The following is a 22696-nucleotide window of genomic DNA, read 5'->3' on the forward strand; positions in this document are numbered from 1 at the left end:
GCAAAAGAGCACTTTCTCTGTCCAGAGTCTGCGGCAGTGAAGGCTGGCAGTGTGCAGACGGCCCGATGAACCAGAACCCACCTGTCCATCATCTGGCCTGAACCCATGTGAACAGTTCTGCCTGCTGCCACCAGGGAAGCTGTACAGATCTCAGGTTGTGCCTCTGCTGCCAGTAAATGGACCCACCAAACCGCTGCTCTGCCTGATAAATCCCTGCCCACTCCCTGAAAAAGCCCTCTGTGGCCTTCAGCAGGGTCAGGGTGTAGGCCAGGATGGCTTCTTTTCTGCCCTGCAACAGGTCTCTGGCAGCACAGGCCGCATAGTATCCACTGGCCAGAGCCTGACTGATCCCCTGCGAAGCAATGGGATCAAAAGTGAACGCTGCATCTCCAACAGCCAGCCAGCGTTCACCTGCAACCTGGGAAAGAAAAGTCACACTGGCAGGGGCCACCTTCCAGCCTCCCTGATGGATTTTTTCGAGGTAGGCAGGAGATTCTGGGAGGGTGAAGAACATTTCACTGCGGGCATGGGGCAACTGGCTGATGTACCACCAGCCCTCCTCAACAGCTGTCACCTGAATCCAGGGGGGTCCATCTGTGCTGTCCACTTCCCGATAAAGAGCCACCTGAGCATCCAGGGAGTGTCGTTTGATCCCAAGCTGCCTTGCGACCCACGCCTGTCTGCCTGTGGCGTCCAGCACACATCTGGCGTGGATTTCGGTGCCCTCCTGCAATTTGAGGGTCCAGCCCTGGGGCGTTTCCTGCAATCCTTCTGGGCCAGAGGTCAGAATGCAGGCCCCTGCCTCCAGAGCCTTCTGTCGCAAATGCTCCTCAAAAACTGGCCTGTTCAGGGCCAGACCAAAACGCCGATGCAGACCTGCGAAAGAGGTGGTTCCAGCGGTTTCACTGCCCCATTGGAATTGTAGCCCTGCTGTGGGAGTGGCCCATGCTGGATCTGGAACCACCCCCAGTTTCTGCAAGATGGGAGCAGCCTGAGGGGGCAGGGCATCCCCTGCTTTTCGGCTTGCAGGGTTGCGGTCTACAACCAGGACCTTCAAGCCCAGGGCAGCCCCGGTGATTGCTGCAGCGCACCCTGCAGGCCCTGACCCCAGAATGAGCAGGTCTACCTGTTCCACTGGTTGTACACGCGGCGGGGCAACTTGCGGCCCTCTGCGGGTTTTGCAGAGAGCAGTTTCATGCGCAGTTTGTGCGGCTGGCTGAAGGCTTCTGCTTTCTCGATCAGTTTCAGGCTGTAGTCGGGGGTTCCGGTCAGGGCTTCGTTGCGTCCGGTTTCCAGCCACATTCTGGAAGGGTAACCTTCGCGCTGCACCTCGGTGGGCTCAATGATGCCCAGTTCCCACCACTCGTGGATCATGTTGTTGATGCGGTCATAATAACTGCTGCCCTGGATGTCCCGGTACCAGTCCTGCCTGTAGGCAAAGCGTTTCATGGCCTGCCTTTCAGGGAGGTCGGACTGGTTCAGGGCCGGGAGGGCAGCGTCACTGAGGATCTGGTTTGGCACCCGTGCGGCCCAGAAACTCGGGGTGGACACGTAGAAGTGCGGATCATACCCGGAAGCGCAGGAGGCCTCATCGGTGTGCCAGGGGACACCCATCCATCGGGTGAGGGAGCCGGGACCATTTGCACTGAGGGGTCCCTGTTCAGGGTTGAGGCACACGGCAGGATAAAGAACCTCGCCATAATCCAGGCTGGGAAGTTCGCCTTCAGGGAGGAGGTTCAGGCGGTAGGGGGCTTTCCACATGTTGGCCCGGCGCATCACCCAGGTCATCTCAATGCCAGGGTGGAAAGGTCCTCCCAGGCAGTCATAAAGTCCGGCCTGATTGAGGGCCTCACATTGTGCAGCAGGTTCCAGACCACTAAAATCCGTCTGTTCCTGCTGGCTCAGGTCAGAAACAAATGCACCCGACGCCCATTTCTGCAGGGTGGCGTACATCAGGGGCGTGAGGGGAAGGTCATTGAGGAAGTCCTCTGCAGTGGCTTCGCCGAACCCATCTCCATAGAAAGGTGGAGCGTAATCTTCCATGCGGTGGTCCGCAGTCGGAGGGCGGAACAGTTCAAAAATCCGCTGTCTGAAAGCCTGGTTCTCTTCACCAGGGTCAGCAAGGCGCTGGATCAGGTTTGCATCCTCGAAGTTGAGGGGAGAGCCATAACCGAAAGCCATGAACACCCCGTTGTTGACCCACTGGTTGGCGGTCAGGCGCTGAAAAATGGGCAGGACATCCCGCTGAAAAGAAGGCTCTGCTGGGGCCACATACCATCCCATGTCCTGGTACAGGTTATGCACCACGTCCAGCATGGTCAAGGGACCATGCAGGCCAGGGGCAAAATTGGGTGGGGTGACCACCACATAACCGGGTTCTGCTTCGAAGGTCTGGTCACCGATCTGCACGGTGGCCCGCACTGGACCATCAGACACGTCATCGCACCAGCCATCGTTGTTGGCAAAGGTGATGGGTCGGGCTCCCGGTACTGCCGAGTAGGCATCTCCATGACCGCCAAGCACCAGCAGTCTTCCCTGGTCGTCGGTGCGCAACTCTCCCATGTACACGTCCTGGGTCAGGTAACTGCCGTGAAATTCGTGGTCTGTCCCGGACTGGTTCACGCCCGAGATGCTTTTGCTGCCAGGCGTCAGGATGATCTGTTTGCGGTCCTCCCCCTGAAAGCCAGAGTTGCGTTTGGGAGCACTCTTGGACAGGCCTCCGAGGTCCATGGCGTTGATGAACTGGTACCATCCGGGCTTCAGGTTGGCCAGTTCCACCCTCCAGGTGATGGTGGCTTCTTCAGCCGTGATTTCTCTGACAGGCACACCATTTTCGTCCAGGCCATAGATGCGGAACCGTGCTGCCTGACGCTTGACCTTTTTGTCCTGCCCCTTGAAGCTTCCTCCTGCATCGGGAAGGGCACCTGGAATTTCTGGGGCAATGAAGTATTCATCCGAGTTGCCGACTCGGGCAATTCCAATTCCTGGGTAGATGGCGACACTGTGAATTTCAGACTGGGTCATGTGGGCTCCTGGGAGATCCCTGCACTTCACAGGGAAAGAGAAGAAATGTTTCGATAAACACGTTGTGGATGGAGCAGGTGTACGCATTCTATGAAATGCTTCGGGCTTTTGAGAAAGGAGGTTTCCAGCTCGCAGATCAGGGTTTTCCCCAGGCTGGCCCAGACCAGGTCTTGATATATGAATAACTGTTCATATATAGTGAGGTCATGAGCGAAGCCCGGCAGACCACCCTCACCTACTTTGTGGATGACATGGACTGCGCCAACTGTGTCAAAAAAGTGGAGGCGGCCACCAGCAGGCTTCCCGGAGCACAGGTTCGCAGGACCAGCTTCACCACCCAGATTCTGGAAGTGGACCTCGATGAAACCCAGACCCCCCGGAGCACCCTGGAGAAAAACCTGCGTGACATGGGTTATGCTCCCAGCCTGAAAGCCGAGAACGGTCAGGAGCAGCGCGTCCAGAGCACAACCCCAGATCTTGCCCACTCCCACGCAGAACACCAGCATGCAGGGCATGTGCATGAACATGAAAAAGGACCCTGGCACCAGACCCGACAGGGAAAACTGGTGATCCAGAGCGGACTGTTGCTGGCTGTGGCCTACCTGCTGGGCTTTGGGCTTCCTGCTTTTTCAAAATGGTTCTACATTGCAGCCACCCTCATTGGCGTGTGGCCCCTGCTCAAAAAAGCCGTGGCCTCTGCACGCCTTGGAGACCCTTTCAGCATCAACATGCTGGTGAGTGTGGCCGCCCTCTCCTCCCTCCTGATTGGCGCAGAGGCAGAAGGGGCCGTGGTGGTCTTCTTCTTCGCCATTGGTGAACTGCTCGAAGGGGTGGCGGCAGGACGGGCCAGACAGAGCATCAAAGCCCTGGCTGCACTGGCCCCAAAAACCGCCACTGTGATGGAAAATGGTCAGGCCAGAGAAGTCCCGGCGGCATCCCTGCAGGTGGGTCAGGTGGTGCGGGTTTCCCCTGGGGGTCGCATCCCCGCAGATGGGACCATTCTGGAAGGGGAAAGCAGCATTGATGATTCTCCGGTGACTGGAGAGAGCATGCCCGTCAACAAAGGGGTGAACAGCCCTGTTTTTGCAGGCTCCATCAATCTGGAAGCCGTGCTGTTGGTCCGGGTGGACAGGGCAGCAAAGGACAACACCATCGCCCGCATCATCCGCATGGTGGAAGAGGCAGAAGAGTCAAAAGCTCCCACGGCCCGCTTCATTGACCGCTTCAGCCGCTATTACACCCCCCTGGTCGTGCTTGCTGCTGCCCTGACTGCACTGGTTCCCCCTGTTCTCATGGGAGAGAACTGGCTCGACTGGATCTACAAGGGCATCTCGATCCTGCTGATCGGCTGCCCGTGTGCCCTGGTGCTGTCCACACCTGCAGCCATCACATCAGGGATTGCTTCTGGGGCCAGAAGAGGACTGCTGATCAAAGGGGGAGCAGCCCTGGAATCCCTCGGAACAGTGAAAACTGTGGCTTTCGACAAGACCGGAACGCTGACCCGCAATCGCCCCCAGGTCACCGATGTGATCCCACTGGAGGGAACAGCAGAACAGAACATCCTTCTGGCTGCTGCGGTAGAGCAAGGCTCAAACCACCCGCTGGCAAAAGCCATCCTTGAAAAAGCTGGAACACAGACGCTGCCTCAGGCACAGCAAGCAAGGGCTTTGCAGGGCAAAGGGGTCTCTGCCCTGCTGGACGGGGTTCTGCATCAGGTCACTTCTCCAAACCATGCAAGCACCCTGACCGACCTGTCTCCTTTCAGGGACCAGATCACCTCTCTGGAAGAGCAGGGCAAAACCGTGGTGGTGCTCCTGCGTGAACAGACACCCCTCGCCCTGATTGCCATTCGGGATGAACCCCGGGAAGATGCCAGGTCTGCCATTCAGGAACTGAAACAGCTTGGGGTGCAGGCTGTGATGCTCACAGGGGACAACACCCGCACAGGTCAGGCCATTGCCCGTGAACTGGACATGGAGGTGCAGGCTGAACTCCTGCCCGAAAACAAACTGCAGGTGATCCGAAGCCGCAAAGAACAGGGTGGGGTTGCGATGGTGGGAGACGGCATCAACGATGCTCCTGCCCTTGCTGAATCCACTGTGGGCATCGCGATGGGTGGAGGCACCGAAGTGGCCCTGGAAACTGCAGATGCTGCCCTGCTCAAAAACCAGGCCCGCGACGTTCCTGCCCTGATTGTGCTGTCCAGACGCACCATGGGAAACATCAAACAGAACATCACCTTTGCCCTGGGCCTGAAAGCCGTCTTTCTGGTCACCACGTTGATGGGGTACACCAACCTCTGGATGGCCATTCTGGCAGACACCGGAGCCACCATGATCGTGACTGCCAACGCATTGCGTCTGCTCAGGAAATAGGCGTCTGACTGGTCTCTCATCCAGTTGAAACCATAATTTTTACACTTCGGGTAAAATGACACTGGAATGAAACGCATCCACAGCACACTTCTTCTGGTCGCAGGCCTGATCGGTCTGGCCGCATGCAACAACAATTCGGGCAACATTGAAGGCGTCGAGAGCTTCAAGGTCGCACAGGGCCACAAAGAGGGACAGCTGTCCTACGAACAGACCCCTCCGGTGGGAGGAGAACACAATCCCATCTGGCAGAACTGCGGCGTGTACGAAAAACCCCTCTACAATGAGTATGCTGTGCACTCTCTGGAACACGGTGCAGTCTGGATCACCTACCAGCCTGACCTTCCAAAAGAAGAAGTGGACAAGCTGATTCAGGCCGCCAAGTCCAACAGTTATACCCTGGTTTCCCCCTTTCCAGGTCTGGACAGCAAGGTTGCCCTCGCTGCCTGGGGAAAAATGCTGAAGCTGGACAGTGCAGATGACAAACGCATTGGACAGTTCATCAGCACCTATGCCCAGAGCAGCACCAACGCCCCTGAACCCGGCGCAGCCTGCTCTGGTGGATACAGCGAAACCCGATAAAACCTGAACCTTACAGAGCAGAGGATTCTCTGCTCTGTTCTTTTTGCTGTAAAAATTGAAAAGGCAACAGGTGGGAGATGCGCTGACAGAAGGTTTGTGCTGACGGCTGAGGGTGGATCGGTTTTCCAGTGACATCGACCCAGCAGAGCCCTGAAATTCCGCTGCCAGGTGCCGCACTGCACTTTTGCTGAACATCTGATCAGGTATACTGGTCTCAAATGACCGTTCCTGCCCAAGAAGACGTGTGTGAAACCAGTTGCGTGCATCCTGACGCCGTTCAGGTCGCCCGGGCTGCCCTGCCACAGGAATCCAGCCTGGAGGCGGCCATTGTGCTCCTGAAGGCTGTTGCAGATCCCACCCGACTGAAAATCCTCTCTGCCCTTTCCAGCACGGAGCTTTGCGTGTGCGATCTGGCACAGGTGGTGGGCATCAGTGAGTCGAATGCCAGCCACCAGTTGCGCCTCCTGCGCACAGCAAGGCTGGTGCGTTACCGCAAGGAGGGCAGGGTGGCGTACTACCAGCTTGCAGACCACCACGTGAGAGAGCTCTTGAGCAGCGCCCTGGAGCATGCCCAGGAATAACCTGCCACGCCATGAATTGCTGAATCGTCTCTCTCAGCGGCAGGCGATTCAGGTGCTCCATGCTCCTGCAGGATATGGCAAAACGGCTGTCCTGAAAGCTTTCCAGATTCTGCATCCGGCTGCCCTGTGTCTGGATGATGCAGACCGGATGGACCCACAGGTGCTGGAACATCAAGTGCTGGGCTGGCCCGCCGAACAATCTGTCCTGCTTGCTGCACGTAACTTTCCTTACACAGCCCTGAGGAGGGTGACGTACCAGCGTGATGTACAGGTCTGGTCCAGCGAAGAACTGGCTTTCAGCGAAGCAGAGGCCCTGGAGTGGGGCCTGCAGTCTGGATTTGCTCCAGAAGATGTTCTGGATGCACAGCAGAAATGGATGGGCTGGATTCATCCCATGCATCTGGATTTGCAGGGCAGTCGCCTGATGCTGCATGAATTTCTGGAACAGGAGGTTCTGCCAGGGAAACAGGGGCTTGCTGAACTCGCTCCACTTTCCGAAATCACCCCAGAAATGGCAGGTTACCTGCTGGGCAGAGAGCAAGCCCAAAGAATCAAAAATTCCAGCTGGGTGCTACAACGCCTGTTTCGCGGCACCGAGGAACACTGGAGGTGGGTTCCCGGCCTGCGGGACCATCTGCTGTTGCTGCAGGCTTTCCAGCACACCTCTCCTGCGTACCTGCAGGACATCCTGAACCTTCTGCTGGATGACCACAAATACCATGAAGCCCTCACCCTGGTGCAGCAGCATTTCACATCAGAGGGTGCCTTGCTGTGGTTGCACACCCACCTGCAGGACCTGCTGCTTGCAGGGTGCAGCGAGCAGATCCATGAGGTTTTTCATGAACTGCTCGGCCAGCCTTGCTCTGGAACACTGGAGGCCAGAAGAATCCTGATCCGCAGCTACATGGCGTTTTTTGGAGGGACCCCATACAGGGCCAGCCTCGGAGAACTGAAAGGGGTCCTCTGTCTGACTTCAGAGGAACAACTCCAGTCTGAAGCCCATGCCCTGCTGTCATGGTGGACCCCAGACCCAGAGCAGGCCACACTCAGCCGCGCGGAGGCCCTGAAGCTCGCAGACCACCGGCATTTTTTCAGGCACCTTGCCCAGGTTGGACTGGGGAGGGAAAAAACCCTGCGGGAAGATTTCGCTGTTGTAGACGCTTATTTCAGAGAGCTGCTGGGGCAGACTTTGCAGGCAGGTCTGGTCTGTGAATCCCTGCTGACCCTCCTGATGCAGGCCCAGGGTCAGGTGCATCACCTGAAACTTCGTCTGGCAGAACAGACCCTCAGGCAGCTTTTTGATCTGGGCAGCCAGCATCCTGATCGTTGCAGGCCCCTGGTCGCCCATGCCAGAGCCCTGCATGCGCAGCTGTGTCTGCTGGCCCTTCGCCCGGAAGAGGCGGTGCAATCTGCGCAGCAGGCCAGAAGGTGGGCAGAAAAGACCTACCATGCCCACCTGTTGCAACAATCTGCAGATGCTTTGCTGCTGGGACAGCATTTTCTGAATGATGCTGTGGCTGCCCTCCCTGAGACTTCACCCAGCATCCAGGCCCAGGTGCGCCTGTTGCAGGGACATCCTCTGCAGGCCCTGGAATTGCTTTCTGGTGCGGCTTCATTCATGGGAGGTGTGCTGCAGGTGCGGTGCAGGCTGGATCTGGGAGACCATCTGCGGGCCTCTGAGGCGCTTCGGCAGCTTGGAGCAGGTTCCGCCACAGAGCAGGTCTACCTGCAAGCCACAAAAGTGGATGTGTTGATGCGCCTGAAGAAGCTTTCTGAAGCCCGTCTTGCAGCGCGGAGTTTCTGGCAGACCGTGCAGTTTGAACCCATTTACCTTCCCCTGGTTGGTCTTTCAGAAGGTGCCCTGCTGCTGCTTTTCCGGGAAGCCCGCAAACAGGGCATCCAGCCTGCAGTTGCACTGGACACCCTGCGGGTTGCTCCTCCTCTGCTTGACCTTTCTGATCGGGAACGCACCATGCTGCAGTTTCTCTCTGCCGGGCAATCCAACCAGCAGATGGCCGAGGCCCTGGGCATCAGTGTGAACACCGTCAAGTACCACCTGAAACACCTTTACGAGAAACTGGGGGTCAGCAGCCGGGAGGCAGCGAGGGACCTGGGTCAAAGGGTCATTTCCGGTTGGTGATGTGAATGGCTTCCTTGTGGCCGTGTTTTGCCGCTTCCATCAGGGTTTCAGACAATGTGGGATGAGGATGCACGCTGAGGGACAGGTCCTGCATGGAACTCCCCATTTCCAGCGCAATCAGGATTTCTCCAATCAGTTCGCTGACTTCTGCCCCCACCAGGGTTGCCCCGAGCAGGCGGTCTGTGCGTTCATCGCTGATGAGCTTCACAAACCCGATCTGGTCTCCCATCGCCAGAGCCCGTCCTGAAGCACTGAGGGGAAAGCGTCCCACCCGCACTGGAATGCCCCTGCTTCTGGCCTGCTCTTCGGTGAGGCCTGCGGTGGCCACTTCTGGATAAGTAAAGGTCACTGCTGGGATCGCCACCCAGTCCCGGGTGGAGGGCTGACCAGCGATGGCCTCTGCTGCAATTTCTCCTTCTTTGCTGGCTTTGTGGGCAAGGTAAGGTCCACCGCTGACATCTCCGATGGCATAGATCATGGGATCATCGGTGCGGGTGCTGGGCTGGGTGAGGATGTGGCCTCGTTCATCAAGCTGTACACCTGTATTTTGCAGGTTTAACCCTTCAGTGTTGGCACGAAATCCCACTGACACCAGAATTTTACCGGTAAATATCTCCAGGTCTTTTGCGCCATGTTTCACGTGCAACACAGGACCTTCAGCAGTGGATGTCCAGCCCTGCGCAGCAGCCTGGGTGAGCAGTGTCCCCCCTCGCTGGGTGAAAATGCGAGCAATCAGGGCTGCAGCCTCACTGTCGTTGCCCGGAAGAATCTGGTTTCCCTGCTCAATGATGGTCACTTCGGCACCAAGAGACTGGTACATCATGCCGATTTCCATGCCAATGACCCCACCACCAATGATCGCCAGACGTTCAGGAACCTCCTGCAAACTGACTGCTTCCTTCGCAGAAAGGATGGTCTGGTGGTCCCATCTGAAGGCAGGAAGCTCAATGGGACGGGCACCGGTGGCCACAATGATCCCTCGGGTGGCCCGCACCCGTTCTGTTCCTTCTCTGGTGGTGACAGTCAGGGTGCTGGAATTTTCAAACGCAGCCATCCCGGACAGGACATCCACCTTGTTCCCCTTCAGCAGCAACGCCACATTGCCCGTCAGTTTGCGCACCACTTCTGATTTGCGCTGCTGGAGCTCCGGGTAATTGATCTTCAGGCCCGACACCTCAATGCCTGCCATCCCAGAACGCAGGTGGTCCACCTGACGGGCAGAGTGAATCAGGGTCTTGCTGGGAATGCATCCCCAGTTCAGACACACACCACCCAGGGTCTCTTTCTCGATCACCAGGGTCTTCAGGCCCAGTTGAGCTGCACGAATCGCGGCCACATAACCGCCGGGACCTCCACCAATCACAATTGCGTCGTAGGTTTTCACGCCTTCTGGGTTCACGTTCATCGCCTCCTCGGGACAAACGTACCTCCAGGGTGGGTAGGCTGGCACCACCCGGGGGTAATGAGCCGAGAGCCCAGGGCCGATGGCCTGGTGCAGAAGGCAGCGACTCAGCGCAAAACGGCGCTTCAGCGGTCCTAAACATTTTGGACCGCGCAACAGGAGCAAGAAGGCCGCGAAAGCAAGCGACTCAGTTTTGATTCGGGCCGTCTCCGAGGCACGCAGGCAGAGTCAAAAAGAAGGCAGAAAAATATTGTCCTACGCTGAGGTCAATGACACTCGATTTTCCACAGGCCATTCCAATATTGATCGGCCTGTTTCTGGTCGCCTTTTTGCTGGTGACGCTGATTTTAAAGCCTCCAGCGCATTTCAATCCACTGCTCTATTTTGGCCTGCTGCTCCTGTGTCTGTTGCCTGTAAACTTCTGGGTGTTTCTGTTCGGCTTGCTGGTCCCTGCTTTCCTCATGTACACAGGCATCGTTGCAGTGGTCGTCTGGATGATCCTTCTGGTGGTCACCCTGGTCCTGTTGGTGCGCAACAGACAGCGAGATGTCGGGACCATCGGGAGGGTCTTTCTGACCCTCTGGATGGCTCTGCTGCTGGGTCCCCTGACCTTCAACGGGATGCTCAAGATTGCCTGTTCCAGCCAGTGCCCCATCTGATGCTTTATTTTTCCAGCAGTTCCAGCACAGCTTTCGGTTGCAGAGACCCTTTGAAGAACACCACCTTCACCGGGAGGTCCTTGAGGTCCACCCCGGTTTCTCCCAGATTCAGGCGGTCTGAGACAGCGATGATCAGGTTCTCGCAGTCCACTTTTCTGAGTTGCTGGAATTTGCGTTTCAGGTACTCTGGACGCCAGTAACCAATGACCTCCAGCACATAACTGCGCCCATCCGGGTGGGTGATGCGGAAATCAGGGATCATCACACTGCCCGGTACAGGCAGGAGGTCCACCTCTTTTTCCAGCACCCACTCGGTTTTGGCTTTCTGCCATTTGGTGGCAAAGGATTCTTCCAGGGCACTGTCAAAGATCTGTCCTTTTTTGTAGTGGCTGCGCAAACCACACTGGGAATCCAGCGAGTAACTGAGGCTGTCTTCTCCGGACATGATGTCCAGAGACCGGGGTTTCAGGGTGGCCGTGAGGTTCCATTTGCTGACATTGAGCAGGGCCGGAAGCAGTTTTGCCATCGAGAGCCCATACCTCGTGCTGGCCGAAAACAGGCTGGTCGGGCCGTCCACGGTGATGGTGAATCCGGTGTCCTGATCCCCTTCGATGTAGGTCATCAGGCCAAAGAGCTTCAAAAACTTGAACAGGTACTTGTATTCCGCCTGAGAATTGCGGAAAGCCGTGAGTTTGAGGTCATAGGCCCGGTAGAAAATCCCCTGGGCCTGCGCGGTGTTGAAGCGGTCCAGCAGGGTTTCAGGGTCCGGTGCCTCAAAGCTGGTGAGGTAGTGGCGTTCTGGCAGGTCTGCATACAGGCCTTCACGGATCTGGTCGGCGGTCAGCACCAGTCCAACTTCCTGCCCAATCTGGTGTGCCAGTTCCTGCAAGGTCTGGTCTGAGTGGGTGTCGATGGGACCCCTTTTTGCAGCATGCAGAAAAACCCTTTCCCTGAGCTGGATGGGCTCAAGGGGGGTGATCGGCTCGAAGGTGGAGTGCTCGGTGCTCAGGATGTGGGCGAGCCCCCGTTTGGTGCGGTAGTCGGTGCTTTCCCCCTCCAGGGTTTGCAGGGCCTCCTGCAGATCGCGGCGCATCAAACCCACATGCTGTTCGAAGATTTCGATGATTTCCCGGGCCAGATCGAGGTTTTTGGGGGTGGCTTTCAGTTGTTTGGGTCGCACCTGCCCGTCTTTCAGGGTGTATTGCAGGAGTTCACTGGTCAACATGGTTGAGGGTTCCTCTCTTTCACTCAGCAGAAATTCGAGATGTTTTCAAATGGCACTCAATATCAACAGGGTTGATTTTGTGAAAATTTAATTGTCATAAGACATCAGACAAATTATTTTATTTTCAAGGAGATGAACATGAAAAAACTGCACACCGTTTTGACTGCAAGCATGGTCCTTTTCGCTCTTGGAACGCCTGCCCAGGCCCAGCTTTATTCATCCATCCAGATCTGGACCCTGATCGGAGAAAGTTATGACATCTATGGGAGTGTGACTGGGCACCTCTGTCACTACCGGTCTCCATCAGGAGCCACCACCACCACAAGCACCTTCCTGCGTTCCACCTGCCCCCGCACGCTGATTCGCTGAATTCACAGGTCCTCCCAGCGCACTGGGGCAGTGAGATCGACGGTTCCCTGTTCCAGCCCTTTGACAGGGGTAGAAGGCTTTCTGGGTTCTTCCACGCCTCTCCTGCGGTCAGACACCCGTTCTTCAGAAGTTCCCTCGCTGATCACTTCGTACAGGATCGCTTCTTTGCCTTCCTTGCGGCGCAGGATTCGCCCGAGACGCTGGATGTATTCCCTCTGCGTGGAGGTGCCTGACAGCACCATCCCAATGGAGGCTTCAGGCACATCCACCCCTTCATTGAGGACCCGGGAGGTCACGATCACCGGGTAATCGCCAGAACGGAACCTTTCAAGTGTGGCATGGCGTTCTTTGACCGGGGTCTGGTGGGTGATGGCTGGAATCAGGAACTGCTCGGAAATCTTGTAAACGGTGGCATTGTCGTCTGTGAAGATCACGGTGCGCTCCCCCTGATGCCTTGTGAGCAGGTCTGAAAGCACCCGCAGTTTTCCCGAAGTTCCAAAAGCAATTTCACGGGCACTGCGGTGGGCCAGCATGGCTGCACGTCCAGCTTTTGAACGGGCGCTCTGCTTCACAAAACGTTGCCAGCCATCCAGCGTTCCCAGACCGATACCCTGATCCCGCAGAAAGCTGTTGCGTTCTGCAATCAGGCGGTCATATTCCTGCCGTTCTTCCGCAGAGAGGGTCACCTTGATCTGCACCTCACGGAAAGGGGCCAGAACCCCACCTGAAAGCTGTTCGGGGGTGCGCTTGTAGACTGTCGGGCCAATCAGGGTCTGCAGCAGTTCATGCCGACCATCTGAGCGTTCCAGTGTTGCCGTGAGCCCCAGACGATATGGAGCAATGCTGTAATCGGAGATGACCTGATAGAACTCGGTGGGAAGGTGGTGGCACTCATCGTAGATGTGCAGGGCAAACTGGCTTCCCAGACGTTCTGCATGAATGGCCGCACTGTCATAGGTGGACACCAGAATCGGGGCTTCATCTCTGCTGCCCCCTCCCAGCAAACCCACCTGGGTTTCAGGGAAGGTCTTGAGGAGGCCCGCGTACCACTGGTGCATGAGGTCCAGGGTCGGGACACAGATCAGGGTGCTTCTGGGAGTGGAGTGCATGGCCAGATAGGCCAGGATGGTCTTTCCAGAGCCTGTGGGCAGCACCACCACACCCCTTCGTCCGGCCTGTTTCCAGGCGGCAAGGGCCTGTTGCTGGTGCTCGAAGGGCTGGATTTCCGGCAAAGACAGGTTCAGGTCCTGAAAGTTGCGGGCCTGGTCTTTGACTTCAATGCCAGCGCTCCGCATGGCTTCCAGGAAGGCACGGTACTGGTGGGCAGGCAGGCGAAATTTCTCGATGCGTTCGTCCCAGTGCACAAACTGAGCCCAGTCATGCCCCTTCGGTGGGGGATGCAGGATCAGGGTGCCCCGGTCAAAAGTCAGGGTGGATGCTCGGGCCATCAAAATCCCTTCCATTCTAGCTTTGTTTTGGATGAATTTACAGTAGCAAATTACGTTTTAAACGAATTTCGGTTCTGGGCAGCAATTTACTGTTCACAGTGGACAGTCAACAGCGGGTTGGCTGCTGTGAACTGTTCACTGTGAATCGACAACTGTCTACTCTGCCATCAGCGGCAGGTACATTTTCAGCACCTGAAAATCATCGTGCTTTGTGGGCTTGGCATCCAGCACCAGCGTGTACACTCCAGACTTAGGAGGGGTGAATTTGAAGAACAGACTCTCTTTGTCCTGCTGGATCTTGCCCACCGCCACAGGTCGCACCTTGGGATCGGGAATGCCGCTGTACACCAGGATGGTGCAACTGCATTCCTTCGCCTGGATCTGGGTCTGGTTCTCGCGGGTGAACAGGAAACGGACCATGCCCTCCTTTGTGGCCTTGAGGGGTGCAGGATCGGTCTTGTAAGACAGCGTGGTGCCCACGCCTGTGAAACCATTGTGGGCAAGTGTCGGGACCGCCGAAACCATCAGGCCCATGAGGACCAGCATTGCCAGTTGTTTTTTCACTTCGCCTCCCTGAATTCGGGGTTCCTGACAAAGTCCTCATCGGTGAGGCTTTCCATGAAGGCCACCAGATCATCGATCTGGTCGTCGGTCAGGCCCAGTGGACGCATCAGGGGATCGGCGTTCAGGTTGCTCTCTCCACCCTTGTTGTAATGCTCCACCGCCTCCCTGAGCGTGGCCTTGCTGCCATCGTGCATGTAGGGGGCAGTCAGGGCGATGTTGCGCAGGGTGGGTGTCTTGAATTTACCAATGTCCTCGTCTTTCAGGGTGAGACGGGCCAGACCCTGGTCTTCATCAAAGACATTCAGGGCAGTGTTGTGCGGAAGTTCATCGGTGAAGTTGCTCCCGGTGTGACAGTGAAAACAATCCGCCTGATCGAAGAACAGTTCCATCCCGCGCTTCTGGGCATCGGTAAGGGCCTTCAGGTCTCCACGCTGGAAGCGGTCAAATGGGCTGTTGTTGCTGATCAGGGTGCGCTCAAAGCTGGCAATGGCCTCCACCACATGCTGCATGGTGGGCGCAGCCTGAAACACCTCTTTGAAGAGCGCAGGATATTCAGGATGTGCCTTCAGTTTTTTCACAACGGAATCCACATCCGAGGCCATCTCATTGTGGTCGGTGAGGGGGCCCATCGCCTGCAGTTCCAGGCTTTTTGCTCCCCCCTCAAAGAAGAAGCTCTTGCGAAAAGCCACATTGGTGAGGGTTGGCGCATTGCGCACCCCCTTGCGGCCCTCCACCCCTGGAGACACAGCCTGATGGTCTGCAAACGCCAGGTCAGGGTTGTGGCAACTGGCACAGGACACTTTCCCATCTGCACTGAGGATGGGATCATAGAAGAGTTTCTTCCCGAGTTTGATTTTCTCGGGCGTCATGGGGTTGTTGGCAGGCACCGGGGGAAGCAGGGTGGGGGCTGCAGAAATGCACACCACCCCCAGCAACACCAGTGGGATCATTCGGTTCATGTCACTCCAGGGTGATGGCACCAAGCAGGTTCAGGTAGGCCGCACCAAACACCGGGCCGCTGTGCACCATCTGGTACCTGGCCTGACTGAAATCATACTGCTCGCCGTTCAATCCTGCCTTAAAAACCTGTGAGACATCCAGTTTCAGCTTCACCACACTGCCTGCTTCAGGCACGTTCAACTGGATTTTTTGCATTTGCACATCGGCAAGGTTGTACTGCAGTTTGTAGGGATCGGTCCCGAGGTGCAGGGAGAAGGGTTGCTGGGCTCCCCCTTTGAGGAATTTCCCTTCCAGCTTGAAGAAGACATAACCCGGGTTCCAGGCCCACGCCATTCCCGAATCCACACCCAGAGGAGCGTCTTGCAGGGTCGGGTCGGTGTGGTTCAGGGCTCTCGGGACACCAATGCTGAACCTCAGGCCCTTGTAAGTGTCTGCAGGAACCTCTGCCCTGAAGATCTCGATGTTCTGGGTGCCGGTTGAGCGGTTGAAATCCAGCAGGCGCAGACCGTCCAGAGGGAGTTCTGAGCCGTCGGCTTTCACCAGGGCGACCTCACTCAGGTAGAACTTCACCTGATCGAAGGTGTATTCGTTGCCAGCAGCATTCTGGTAGGTTTTTGTGAATTCCAGGGGCTCTTTGCCCACATTCAGGGTCAATTGGAGGCTCAGGGGTGCAGCGTGGGCGGTGCAGCCCAGCAGCAGCAGGGAAATGAGTTGCTTCATGATCACAATTGTAACCAAACCAGATGGACATTTATCCCGCACAGCATCAGCTTCCTGTCAAAACCAGGCACTCTCTGAGGAACACACCAGTCCCCGATCAGAAAACACAAGACAGGCTGAAATGGCGTCCCAGCAGGATTCTCCAGAGGTTTCACGGGAGGCGGTCTTGAACAGGTTTCGAACAGCAAGTGTCATCTTGCCCAACCCGGGGTTACGCCCCCACCCGGTGCCTGATCTGTCCGCATCTCAAAAAACAATCCCTTTCAGAAAGGTTTTTACGCACCTACACTGAGAGCATGTCAGGACCGAACCCACAACCCCGCAGAATCCTTTTTCTGCTCCTCAGCAAGGTCAACCTGCTGGATCTGGGCGGACCGGCACAGGTCTTTGAGACCGCCAGGTTCTATGGAGCCCCCTACCAGATCTCGTTTCATGCTTTTGAAACCCAGATCATCAGTGCACAGGGCTTGCCCCTGGGACCCCTCAGCCGACCTCCCACGCCTGAAAAAGACGATCTGGTGATCCTCCCAGGCCCAGAACTGTCTGCTCCTGCTGCTGGACAGCCCTTGTTCAGTGCTGAAACACTGCGCTGGCTGCAACAGGCACATGCGGCAGGAGCACAACTGGCCTCGGTGTGCACTGGAGCGGCCATTCTTGGCGAGGCCGGGCTGCTTGATGGCCGTCACTGTACCACCCACTGGTCCCTGATTGAGCACATGCGGCACAGGTACCCTCTGGCAAAGGTGCAAGACGGTGTGCTTTTCGCGCAGGACGGGAACATCACCACCAGTGCAGGCATTGCTTCTGGCATGGACATGTCGCTCGCCCTGATTGAACAGGAGCATGGTCCCCTCTTCACGGCGCGGGTGGCCCGTTACCTGGTGCTGTACATGCGCCGGGGTGGGAGCCACAGCCAGCAGAGCATCTACCTGGATTACCGCACCCACCTGCACTCGGGGGTGCATCAGGTGCAGGACCACCTGGCCCAGCAACCGGGCCGCAAGACCACCCTCCCGGAACTGGCGACAATGGTCAGGCTCAGTCCCAGAGGGCTCAGCAAAGCCTTCAAGCAGCACACCGGACTCACCCCACTGGAGTACCAGCAAAAATTGCGTCTGGAACTGGCAAAACAACTGATGCACAATCCTCAGTTGACCCTGGAGAGCATCGCCCAGCGGTGTGGTTTTGAAGACGCCCGTCACTTTCGCCGCATCTGGAAAGAACACTTCGGAACTTCACCCTCACTGAGCAGAATGCAATTCCAGCAATAAAGTCACCCCCACCCAAGGAGCCACCATGAAACCGATCTTCAGGGTCAGCCTGTGTCTGCTGGCCGCCGTCCTGCTGCCATTTTCTGTCGGGCAGTACCAGTCCATGAAAGCCCACCAGATGCTGTTTTCCGAAGCCCCCCAGCAGCAGGTCAACCTCACCCCTGCACCCCCACTTGACCCCGACAAACCCACCGTGGTGGTGATTCTGGGAGATGATGTCTCAGAAGTTTCGGACGTGCTGGGACCCTATCAGGTCTTTGCGGCATCTGGAAAATACAACGTGGTCACTGCGGCCCCCGAGCGCAGACCTGTGGCCCTGACGGGAGGCCTGGACCTGCTGCCCCATTACGCCCTGTCGGAACTGGACCAGAAACTGCACCATCCTCCTGCTGTGGTGGTGGTACCCAACATTCCCTTCATCCGGGATCAGGAGAATGCCCCTCTGGTCTCCTGGCTGAAAAAACAGGGAAAACACCCGGACACAGTGATCATGAGCATCTGCTCCGGGGCAGACACCCTGGCCCTGACAGGGCTGCTGGACGGCAAGAAAGCCACAGGCCACTGGAGTGACAGGAGCAGGCTGGAAAAACAGTTCCCGCAGGTGCACTGGACCTGGGATGCCAGATACGTGGATGCAGGACAGCAGGTAACTTCAGCGGGGGTGCTCTCAGGGATTGATGCCAGCCTGCATGTTCTCAAGCGCCTCGCTGGACCAGAAACCGCCCACCAGACAGCCCAGAAGATGAATTACGCTCAGAGCACCCACCTGACCAACCCCCAGATGCAGCCCTTTGACATTGCCCTTTCGGACAGCATCTTCCTGCTGAATGCCTCTTACCTCTGGGACCGCAAAACCTACCAGTTGCCCCTCAAAAAAGGCATGGACGAAATCGAACTGGCCGCCCTGGTGGACACCTTTCCAGCCACCTTCAGTGCAGAGCTGTTGACCACCGCTCCGGTCAAAGGACCCATCCAGAGCCGTTATGGTCTGGATCTGCTTCCCAGAGCCACATCAGAGCAGTCTGAACTTGAAGTCCTCAAGCTCACAGGAACAGGCTTCCCTTTTGATGACACCCTCAGCCAGCTTGCCCTCACACAGAATGTGCCCACAGCTGTGTTCGGGGCTAAGCGTCTGGAATACCGTGCAGGAACCCAGCACTTCGAAGGCAGAGGATGGTGGACGCCAGCCGTGTACAGACCCCTCTATCTGGCCTTGCTGGGTGTGGTGCTGGTGTTGGTGGTGGAATGGGGGATGCGAATGTTGAGAAAACGAAAAGTTTCCTTCTAAAACAATCCATGGCCCTCAGTTCAAGGCTTATTGTAGAATTTTAGCAACCATTCAGATCAAAAAATCTGCTAGTGCTTGAGTGGTTGAAATATTTGAATCTCTGAGAACTACCTTAGGAGACAACATGGATCGGGAAAATAACATTGACTGGGATGATTACACTCCCCCCGATGACATTGTGGCCATCTCATTAGCAGAAATCGCACACTATTTATCAATTGGATTAAATATTAGTTTTGGTGCCGCAGTTGATTTGATGAACTCAACAAATATTGTTCCCTTTACCCTGAAGCTGGATTCCGATACCAGAAAGTGGATTGATCAGGACGCAGAAGGAGCAGCAATAAGAATTGCAGAAAAAGCTGGTTTCAAGATAGAAATCGAAGAATCAATGCAGCATTTGGTTTCTCTTTTTTAATACTACAAATCAAAGGCCATACCTAGAAATCGAACCTTTGCTTTTTAGTAACTACTCAGAATGAACCAGTGGTTCTGAGCAGTTACTACTTAAGAAAGTCCCCCATTAAGACCCGAACAATGCCTGCACATCCTCCAGCGTCAGGGTCTGCCCCTCCCCAAGCCCACCTTCCAGGATGCCCTGTGCCAGTGCGGCCTTTCTGGCCTGCAGATCCAGAATTTTCTCTTCAAGTGTGCCTGCAGTGATGAGTTTGTACACAAAAACGGGTTTGTCCTGCCCGATGCGGTAGGCACGGTCCGTGGCCTGGTTTTCGGCGGCAGGGTTCCACCAGGGGTCATAATGGATCACCGTGTCTGCTGCGGTCAGGTTCAGACCCACTCCCCCTGCTTTCAGGCTGATCAGGAACATATGGGTCTGGCCCGACTGGAATTGCTCGATCTGGGTTTTGCGGTCCACGGTGTCCCCGGTGATTTTGGAGTACGGGATTTTCAGGTCCTTCAGGGTTTCTTCGAGCAGCCCAAGCAGGGTGGCAAATTGCGAGAACACCAGCACCCGACGGCCTTCCTCGATCATGCTGGGCAGTGTTTCCTTGAACCAGTCGAGTTTGATCGAATGCCGCACCTTTTTTGCAGCGTCCAGAGACAGCAGCCTGGGGTCACAGCACACCTGCCGGAGTTTCAGCAGGGCGTCCAGAATGGCAATGTGGCTTCTGGCCAGACCCCTGCTGGCGATCTCCTCCTGCACCCGCTTCTGCACGGAGATGCGCAGGGTTTCGTACAGGTCACGCTGTGCCCCTTCGAGGTCCAGACGGACCACCATTTCGGTTTTCTCGGGGAGTTCTTTTGCCACCTGTTCTTTGGTGCGCCGCAGGATGAAAGGGCGGATGCGTTTTGCCAGGGCTGCCCTGCGGTTCACATCTGCATTCTTCTCAATGGGGTTGCGGTACAGGTGGGCGAATTGCCGCTCATCTCCCAGAAAGCCAGGCATCAGGAAGTGAAACAGGGACCAGAGCTCCCCGAGGTGGTTTTCCAGGGGGGTTCCCGTCAGGCACAGGCGGTGCTGGCTCCTGAGCAGCCCTATGGCCTTGCTGGTGGCACTTTTTGCGTTCTTGATGTTCTGGGCCTCATCCAGAATGATGCTGTGGAAGGTGTGCTGCGAGAGCACCTCGAAGTCTCTGGAGATCAGAGGATACGTGGTGAGGACCAGGTCATGCTCTGAAATGCGTCCAAAGTCCTGCTTGCGGCCCGTTCCCTGCAACACCAGCACTTTCAGGTCCGGGGTGAACCTGTGGGCTTCCGAGGCCCAGTTGTGCATCAGTGAGGTGGGGGCAACAATCAGGGCTGGGCTTTTCAGGCGGCCCTGCTCTTTTTCCAGCAGCAGGTGCGTCAGGGTCTGCAGGGTTTTCCCAAGGCCCATGTCATCGGCCAGAATGCCGTTCAGACCGTATTCCCGCAGGAACTGCAACCAGTTGAGACCTTCATGCTGGTAGGGCCTCAGCTGAGCCTGAAGTCCAGCAGGAAGTGGGGCCACCTGCAGACCTGCAAAATCCCTGAGTTTCTGGCCCAGTTCCCGTGCCCTTGTGCCACCAGACCACTCAGGACTGAGGTCCTTTTCGAGATCTGCAAGCCGGGCTGCGTCCAGCAGAGGCAAACGCACTTTGCCCTGGGGGAGTCCTTCCTGGCTGTACAGTTCCACCAGGGTGCCCAGCAGGGAGCGCACCCTTGAAATGGGCAGGGGCAGCAGGGTTCCATTGTCCAGCCTGGGATAGAGCATGGCATCATTGTCCAGGGAATTGAGCTGTTCGGTCAGCACGTGGGCAGGCATGGAGCGGATCAGGGACATCAGGAGGGGAAGCACACTGATGCGCTTTTCCCCCACCATCACCCCGAGTTCCAGCCCGAACCAGTCGCTTCCCTCTTCCAGATCTGCAAACCAGCCGCCCACCTCGGCCAGCCTGAAATCAAAACCGGGATCAAAGCGGATGTCCCAGCCCTGCTGTTTGAGCATGGGAACCTGCACCGAGATGAAATCCATCCAGACCTGCTCTTCTGCAGCACCTTTTTGCTTCTGGAGGCGAAAACCCCAGCGGTTTTTCATTCGCTCGGGAAGACGGGTTTTGTAGACTTTCTCGGCGTCTTCCAGACCCATTTTTCTGAGCTGCTGCACGCTCTCCTGCTCGGCCAGTGGGTCTCTGGGGAGCGTGACAATCACGCCACCATGCACCTGCTGGATGGCCGGAAGCTCGGGTTCCGTGACCATGTACCCCTGATAGGTCCAGTCGAGTTGCACGGTGTGCATCCGCTGACCCATGCCGTAAGACCCGAGGTTCAGGTTGTCCGAGCAGAGGGTCAATCTGGGCACCATCACCGCCTCAATGGTCTGCGAGGGAAGCACTTTTGGCACAGGAAAACGGCTTCCAAAGCGCTCTTCCAGCAATTCTGCAAAAGCAGAGCTGTGCTCCATGCGCACCGGAGGAATGCTGAGGAAGCGTTGCAAGTCTTTTTCGGGCAGGTCTGCATCCACCGGTCCAAGTTCCAGCGTCCCATAATCCAGGTACCAGGGCTTCGAGAGGGGAAGCACCACACTGGCCTGCGGGTTCACCTGCAACACCGGATGCTGCTTTCCATCCGCAGCTGTTTTCCAGACTGGCAGGCCTTCCCTGGGCGCACCTGCCCGGATCGGTGTGTCCCACTGGTCCTGCAGGTAAAGCCTGCCCGTTTCCAGCAGACTGGTCAGGATGTGCCCTGTGAGGGCCAGATCCCGGAGGCCTTCCCAGTCCTGGATCTGCCCGAGCACCAGAATCAGGGGCAGGTCTGCCACCACGTATTGTGCAAAAGAACTTCCGGGCTGGTAGGGCTTGATGTCCTTGAGGCCCTGTTTGCCTTTGCGGGCCACGAACGTGCGGATTTTGAAGGTCTGCTGCTTCCGGCGGTTGCGCACCACCTCCAGACCGAAGAGCAGCGTGTGGCTGGAAGCACGGGGTTCCTCTGTGCTCTCTTCAAGCCACAGGCGCAGTTCATTGGGCAACTGAAAGGAAGGGGGCAACAGGTCGGTGTCTTTCTTCGGTCCTGCTCCAGAAACTTTCAGCAGAGGCTCCACCTCCTTCCAGACCTTCTCACCCATCGCGGCCACCACGGCCACCGGAGACCGCAGGTACAGTGCACTGAGCTGCGACAGGTAAGGCTCTTTCAGTTCTTTTTTCTGCTCCCAGATGAAGCGGATCATGCCCACCTGCTTCTCGTCCTGGAAAGAGAAAGAGCTGTGCACAGGAGCAGCATCCGGTTCGAACAGCGATTCTTCCGAGTGCTTCTCCTGAAACCACACCATCAGGGCAGCGACCACGTGCTTGCAGTTGTAGCCCACCGGGCAGGAACACTCCCCATCGATCAGCAGGGCGTGCTTCTGGCGGCGCAGCAGGATGTCCTGGGTGTACATTTCACGGTCTGTTGAGCTGCGCACCTCACTGACCAGATGCTCTCTGTCTTCCACCCAGCGGGTGAATTCCACAGCCTCGCCCCGCACCAGCGTCTGGGCACGGGACCAGGTTGCCACAGGAAAAGCTGCCTGCAGTTCCTCCCAGGTGAAATCAGGTGGAGCCATACCGTCAAAGCATAGCCTGTTTTGGGTCTTTTCAAAAGCGAAAACCTGCAGCTGTATAAGCCGCAGGTCCTGA

At 56.8% G+C, this 22696-nt stretch carries 18 protein-coding genes; 9 read left to right on the plus strand and 9 right to left on the minus strand.

What is annotated here, in order from left to right; translation table 11 throughout:
- Positions 1-88 precede the first annotated feature (88 nt).
- The gene (locus tag DC3_RS01035; protein ID WP_186815752.1) at positions 89-1135 is read right to left on the minus strand and encodes an NAD(P)/FAD-dependent oxidoreductase; all 1047 of its coding nucleotides are present in this window, start codon (positions 1133-1135) and stop codon (positions 89-91) included.
- Positions 1123-3024: a LodA/GoxA family CTQ-dependent oxidase gene (locus tag DC3_RS28870; RefSeq protein ID WP_186815753.1), complete on the minus strand. Its 1902-nt coding sequence runs from the start codon at positions 3022-3024 to the stop codon at positions 1123-1125. Before DC3_RS28870 ends, DC3_RS01035 begins: the two co-directional genes overlap by 13 nt.
- A 206-nt stretch (positions 3025-3230) precedes the next feature.
- On the opposite strand from DC3_RS28870, the gene DC3_RS01040 reads away from it, so the two are divergent.
- The 4 genes from DC3_RS01040 (at position 3231) to DC3_RS29510 (ending at position 8699) form a co-directional block, all read left to right on the plus strand.
- Positions 3231-5399 carry a heavy metal translocating P-type ATPase gene (locus DC3_RS01040; protein WP_146881727.1) on the plus strand — a complete coding sequence of 723 codons (2169 nt, stop codon included), beginning with the start codon at positions 3231-3233 and terminating at the stop codon, positions 5397-5399.
- A 66-nt stretch (positions 5400-5465) separates the two neighbouring features.
- Positions 5466-5978, plus strand: a complete 513-nt coding sequence (locus DC3_RS01045) for a thioredoxin-like domain-containing protein (protein WP_146881728.1) — start codon at positions 5466-5468, stop codon at positions 5976-5978.
- 218 nt (positions 5979-6196) lie between these two features.
- A complete protein-coding gene (locus DC3_RS01050) occupies positions 6197-6559 on the plus strand; it encodes an ArsR/SmtB family transcription factor (RefSeq protein WP_146881729.1) in 363 nt (120 codons plus the stop codon).
- A complete protein-coding gene (locus tag DC3_RS29510) occupies positions 6546-8699 on the plus strand; it encodes a helix-turn-helix transcriptional regulator (RefSeq protein ID WP_222594663.1) in 2154 nt (717 codons plus the stop codon). Before DC3_RS01050 ends, DC3_RS29510 begins: the two co-directional genes overlap by 14 nt.
- Here the strand turns inward: DC3_RS29510 and lpdA are convergent.
- Positions 8683-10104 (minus strand): dihydrolipoyl dehydrogenase, encoded by a 1422-nt coding sequence (lpdA, locus tag DC3_RS01060; RefSeq protein WP_222594664.1) that lies wholly within the window; start codon positions 10102-10104, stop codon positions 8683-8685. The two genes, DC3_RS29510 and lpdA, sit on opposite strands and share 17 nt — an antisense overlap.
- Before the next feature lie 266 nt (positions 10105-10370).
- On the opposite strand from lpdA, the gene DC3_RS01065 reads away from it, so the two are divergent.
- Positions 10371-10760, plus strand: coding sequence for a hypothetical protein (locus DC3_RS01065; protein ID WP_146881730.1), 390 nt, complete (start codon positions 10371-10373; stop codon positions 10758-10760).
- Between the two features lie 4 nt (positions 10761-10764).
- Here the strand turns inward: DC3_RS01065 and DC3_RS01070 are convergent, their stop codons facing one another.
- Complete coding sequence (locus tag DC3_RS01070; RefSeq protein WP_146881731.1) at positions 10765-11985, minus strand: DUF790 family protein; 1221 nt, start codon at positions 11983-11985, stop codon at positions 10765-10767.
- Between the two features lie 138 nt (positions 11986-12123).
- Here DC3_RS01070 and DC3_RS01075 point away from each other — a divergent pair, with 138 nt between their 5' ends.
- A complete protein-coding gene (locus DC3_RS01075; protein ID WP_146881732.1) occupies positions 12124-12354 on the plus strand; it encodes a hypothetical protein in 231 nt (76 codons plus the stop codon).
- 2 nt (positions 12355-12356) lie between these two features.
- Here the strand turns inward: DC3_RS01075 and DC3_RS01080 are convergent, their stop codons facing one another.
- From DC3_RS01080 to DC3_RS01095, 4 genes are all read right to left on the minus strand, one after another.
- Positions 12357-13802, minus strand: coding sequence for a DEAD/DEAH box helicase family protein (locus DC3_RS01080; protein WP_146881733.1), 1446 nt, complete (start codon positions 13800-13802; stop codon positions 12357-12359).
- A 156-nt stretch (positions 13803-13958) separates the two neighbouring features.
- Positions 13959-14366 carry a hypothetical protein gene (locus tag DC3_RS01085; RefSeq protein ID WP_146881734.1) on the minus strand — a complete coding sequence of 136 codons (408 nt, stop codon included), beginning with the start codon at positions 14364-14366 and terminating at the stop codon, positions 13959-13961.
- Positions 14363-15325, minus strand: coding sequence for a cytochrome-c peroxidase (locus DC3_RS01090; RefSeq protein ID WP_146881735.1), 963 nt, complete (start codon positions 15323-15325; stop codon positions 14363-14365). The genes DC3_RS01085 and DC3_RS01090 overlap by 4 nt, the downstream gene beginning before the upstream one ends.
- Position 15326: 1 nt before the next feature.
- Entirely contained in the window at positions 15327-16046 is a 720-nt protein-coding gene (locus DC3_RS01095) for an MbnP family protein (RefSeq protein ID WP_146881736.1), read from the minus strand.
- Between the two features lie 296 nt (positions 16047-16342).
- On the opposite strand from DC3_RS01095, the gene DC3_RS01100 reads away from it, so the two are divergent.
- The 3 genes from DC3_RS01100 (at position 16343) to DC3_RS01110 (ending at position 19023) form a co-directional block, all read left to right on the plus strand.
- Complete coding sequence (locus DC3_RS01100) at positions 16343-17317, plus strand: GlxA family transcriptional regulator (protein ID WP_146881737.1); 975 nt, start codon at positions 16343-16345, stop codon at positions 17315-17317.
- Between the two features lie 25 nt (positions 17318-17342).
- Positions 17343-18605 carry a DJ-1/PfpI family protein gene (locus DC3_RS01105; protein WP_146881738.1) on the plus strand — a complete coding sequence of 421 codons (1263 nt, stop codon included), beginning with the start codon at positions 17343-17345 and terminating at the stop codon, positions 18603-18605.
- Positions 18606-18729: 124 nt separating this feature from the next.
- On the plus strand, positions 18730-19023 hold the full coding sequence (locus tag DC3_RS01110; protein ID WP_146881739.1) for a hypothetical protein: 294 nt from the start codon (positions 18730-18732) through the stop codon (positions 19021-19023).
- A 105-nt stretch (positions 19024-19128) separates the two neighbouring features.
- On the opposite strand, the gene DC3_RS01115 is transcribed toward DC3_RS01110, so the two are convergent.
- The gene (locus DC3_RS01115; RefSeq protein WP_222594665.1) at positions 19129-22623 is read right to left on the minus strand and encodes a DEAD/DEAH box helicase; all 3495 of its coding nucleotides are present in this window, start codon (positions 22621-22623) and stop codon (positions 19129-19131) included.
- Between the last annotated feature and the right edge of the window lie 73 nt (positions 22624-22696).

This window comes from Deinococcus cellulosilyticus NBRC 106333 = KACC 11606 (genome assembly GCF_007990775.1).
GTDB classification, from domain to species: domain Bacteria; phylum Deinococcota; class Deinococci; order Deinococcales; family Deinococcaceae; genus Deinococcus_C; species Deinococcus_C cellulosilyticus.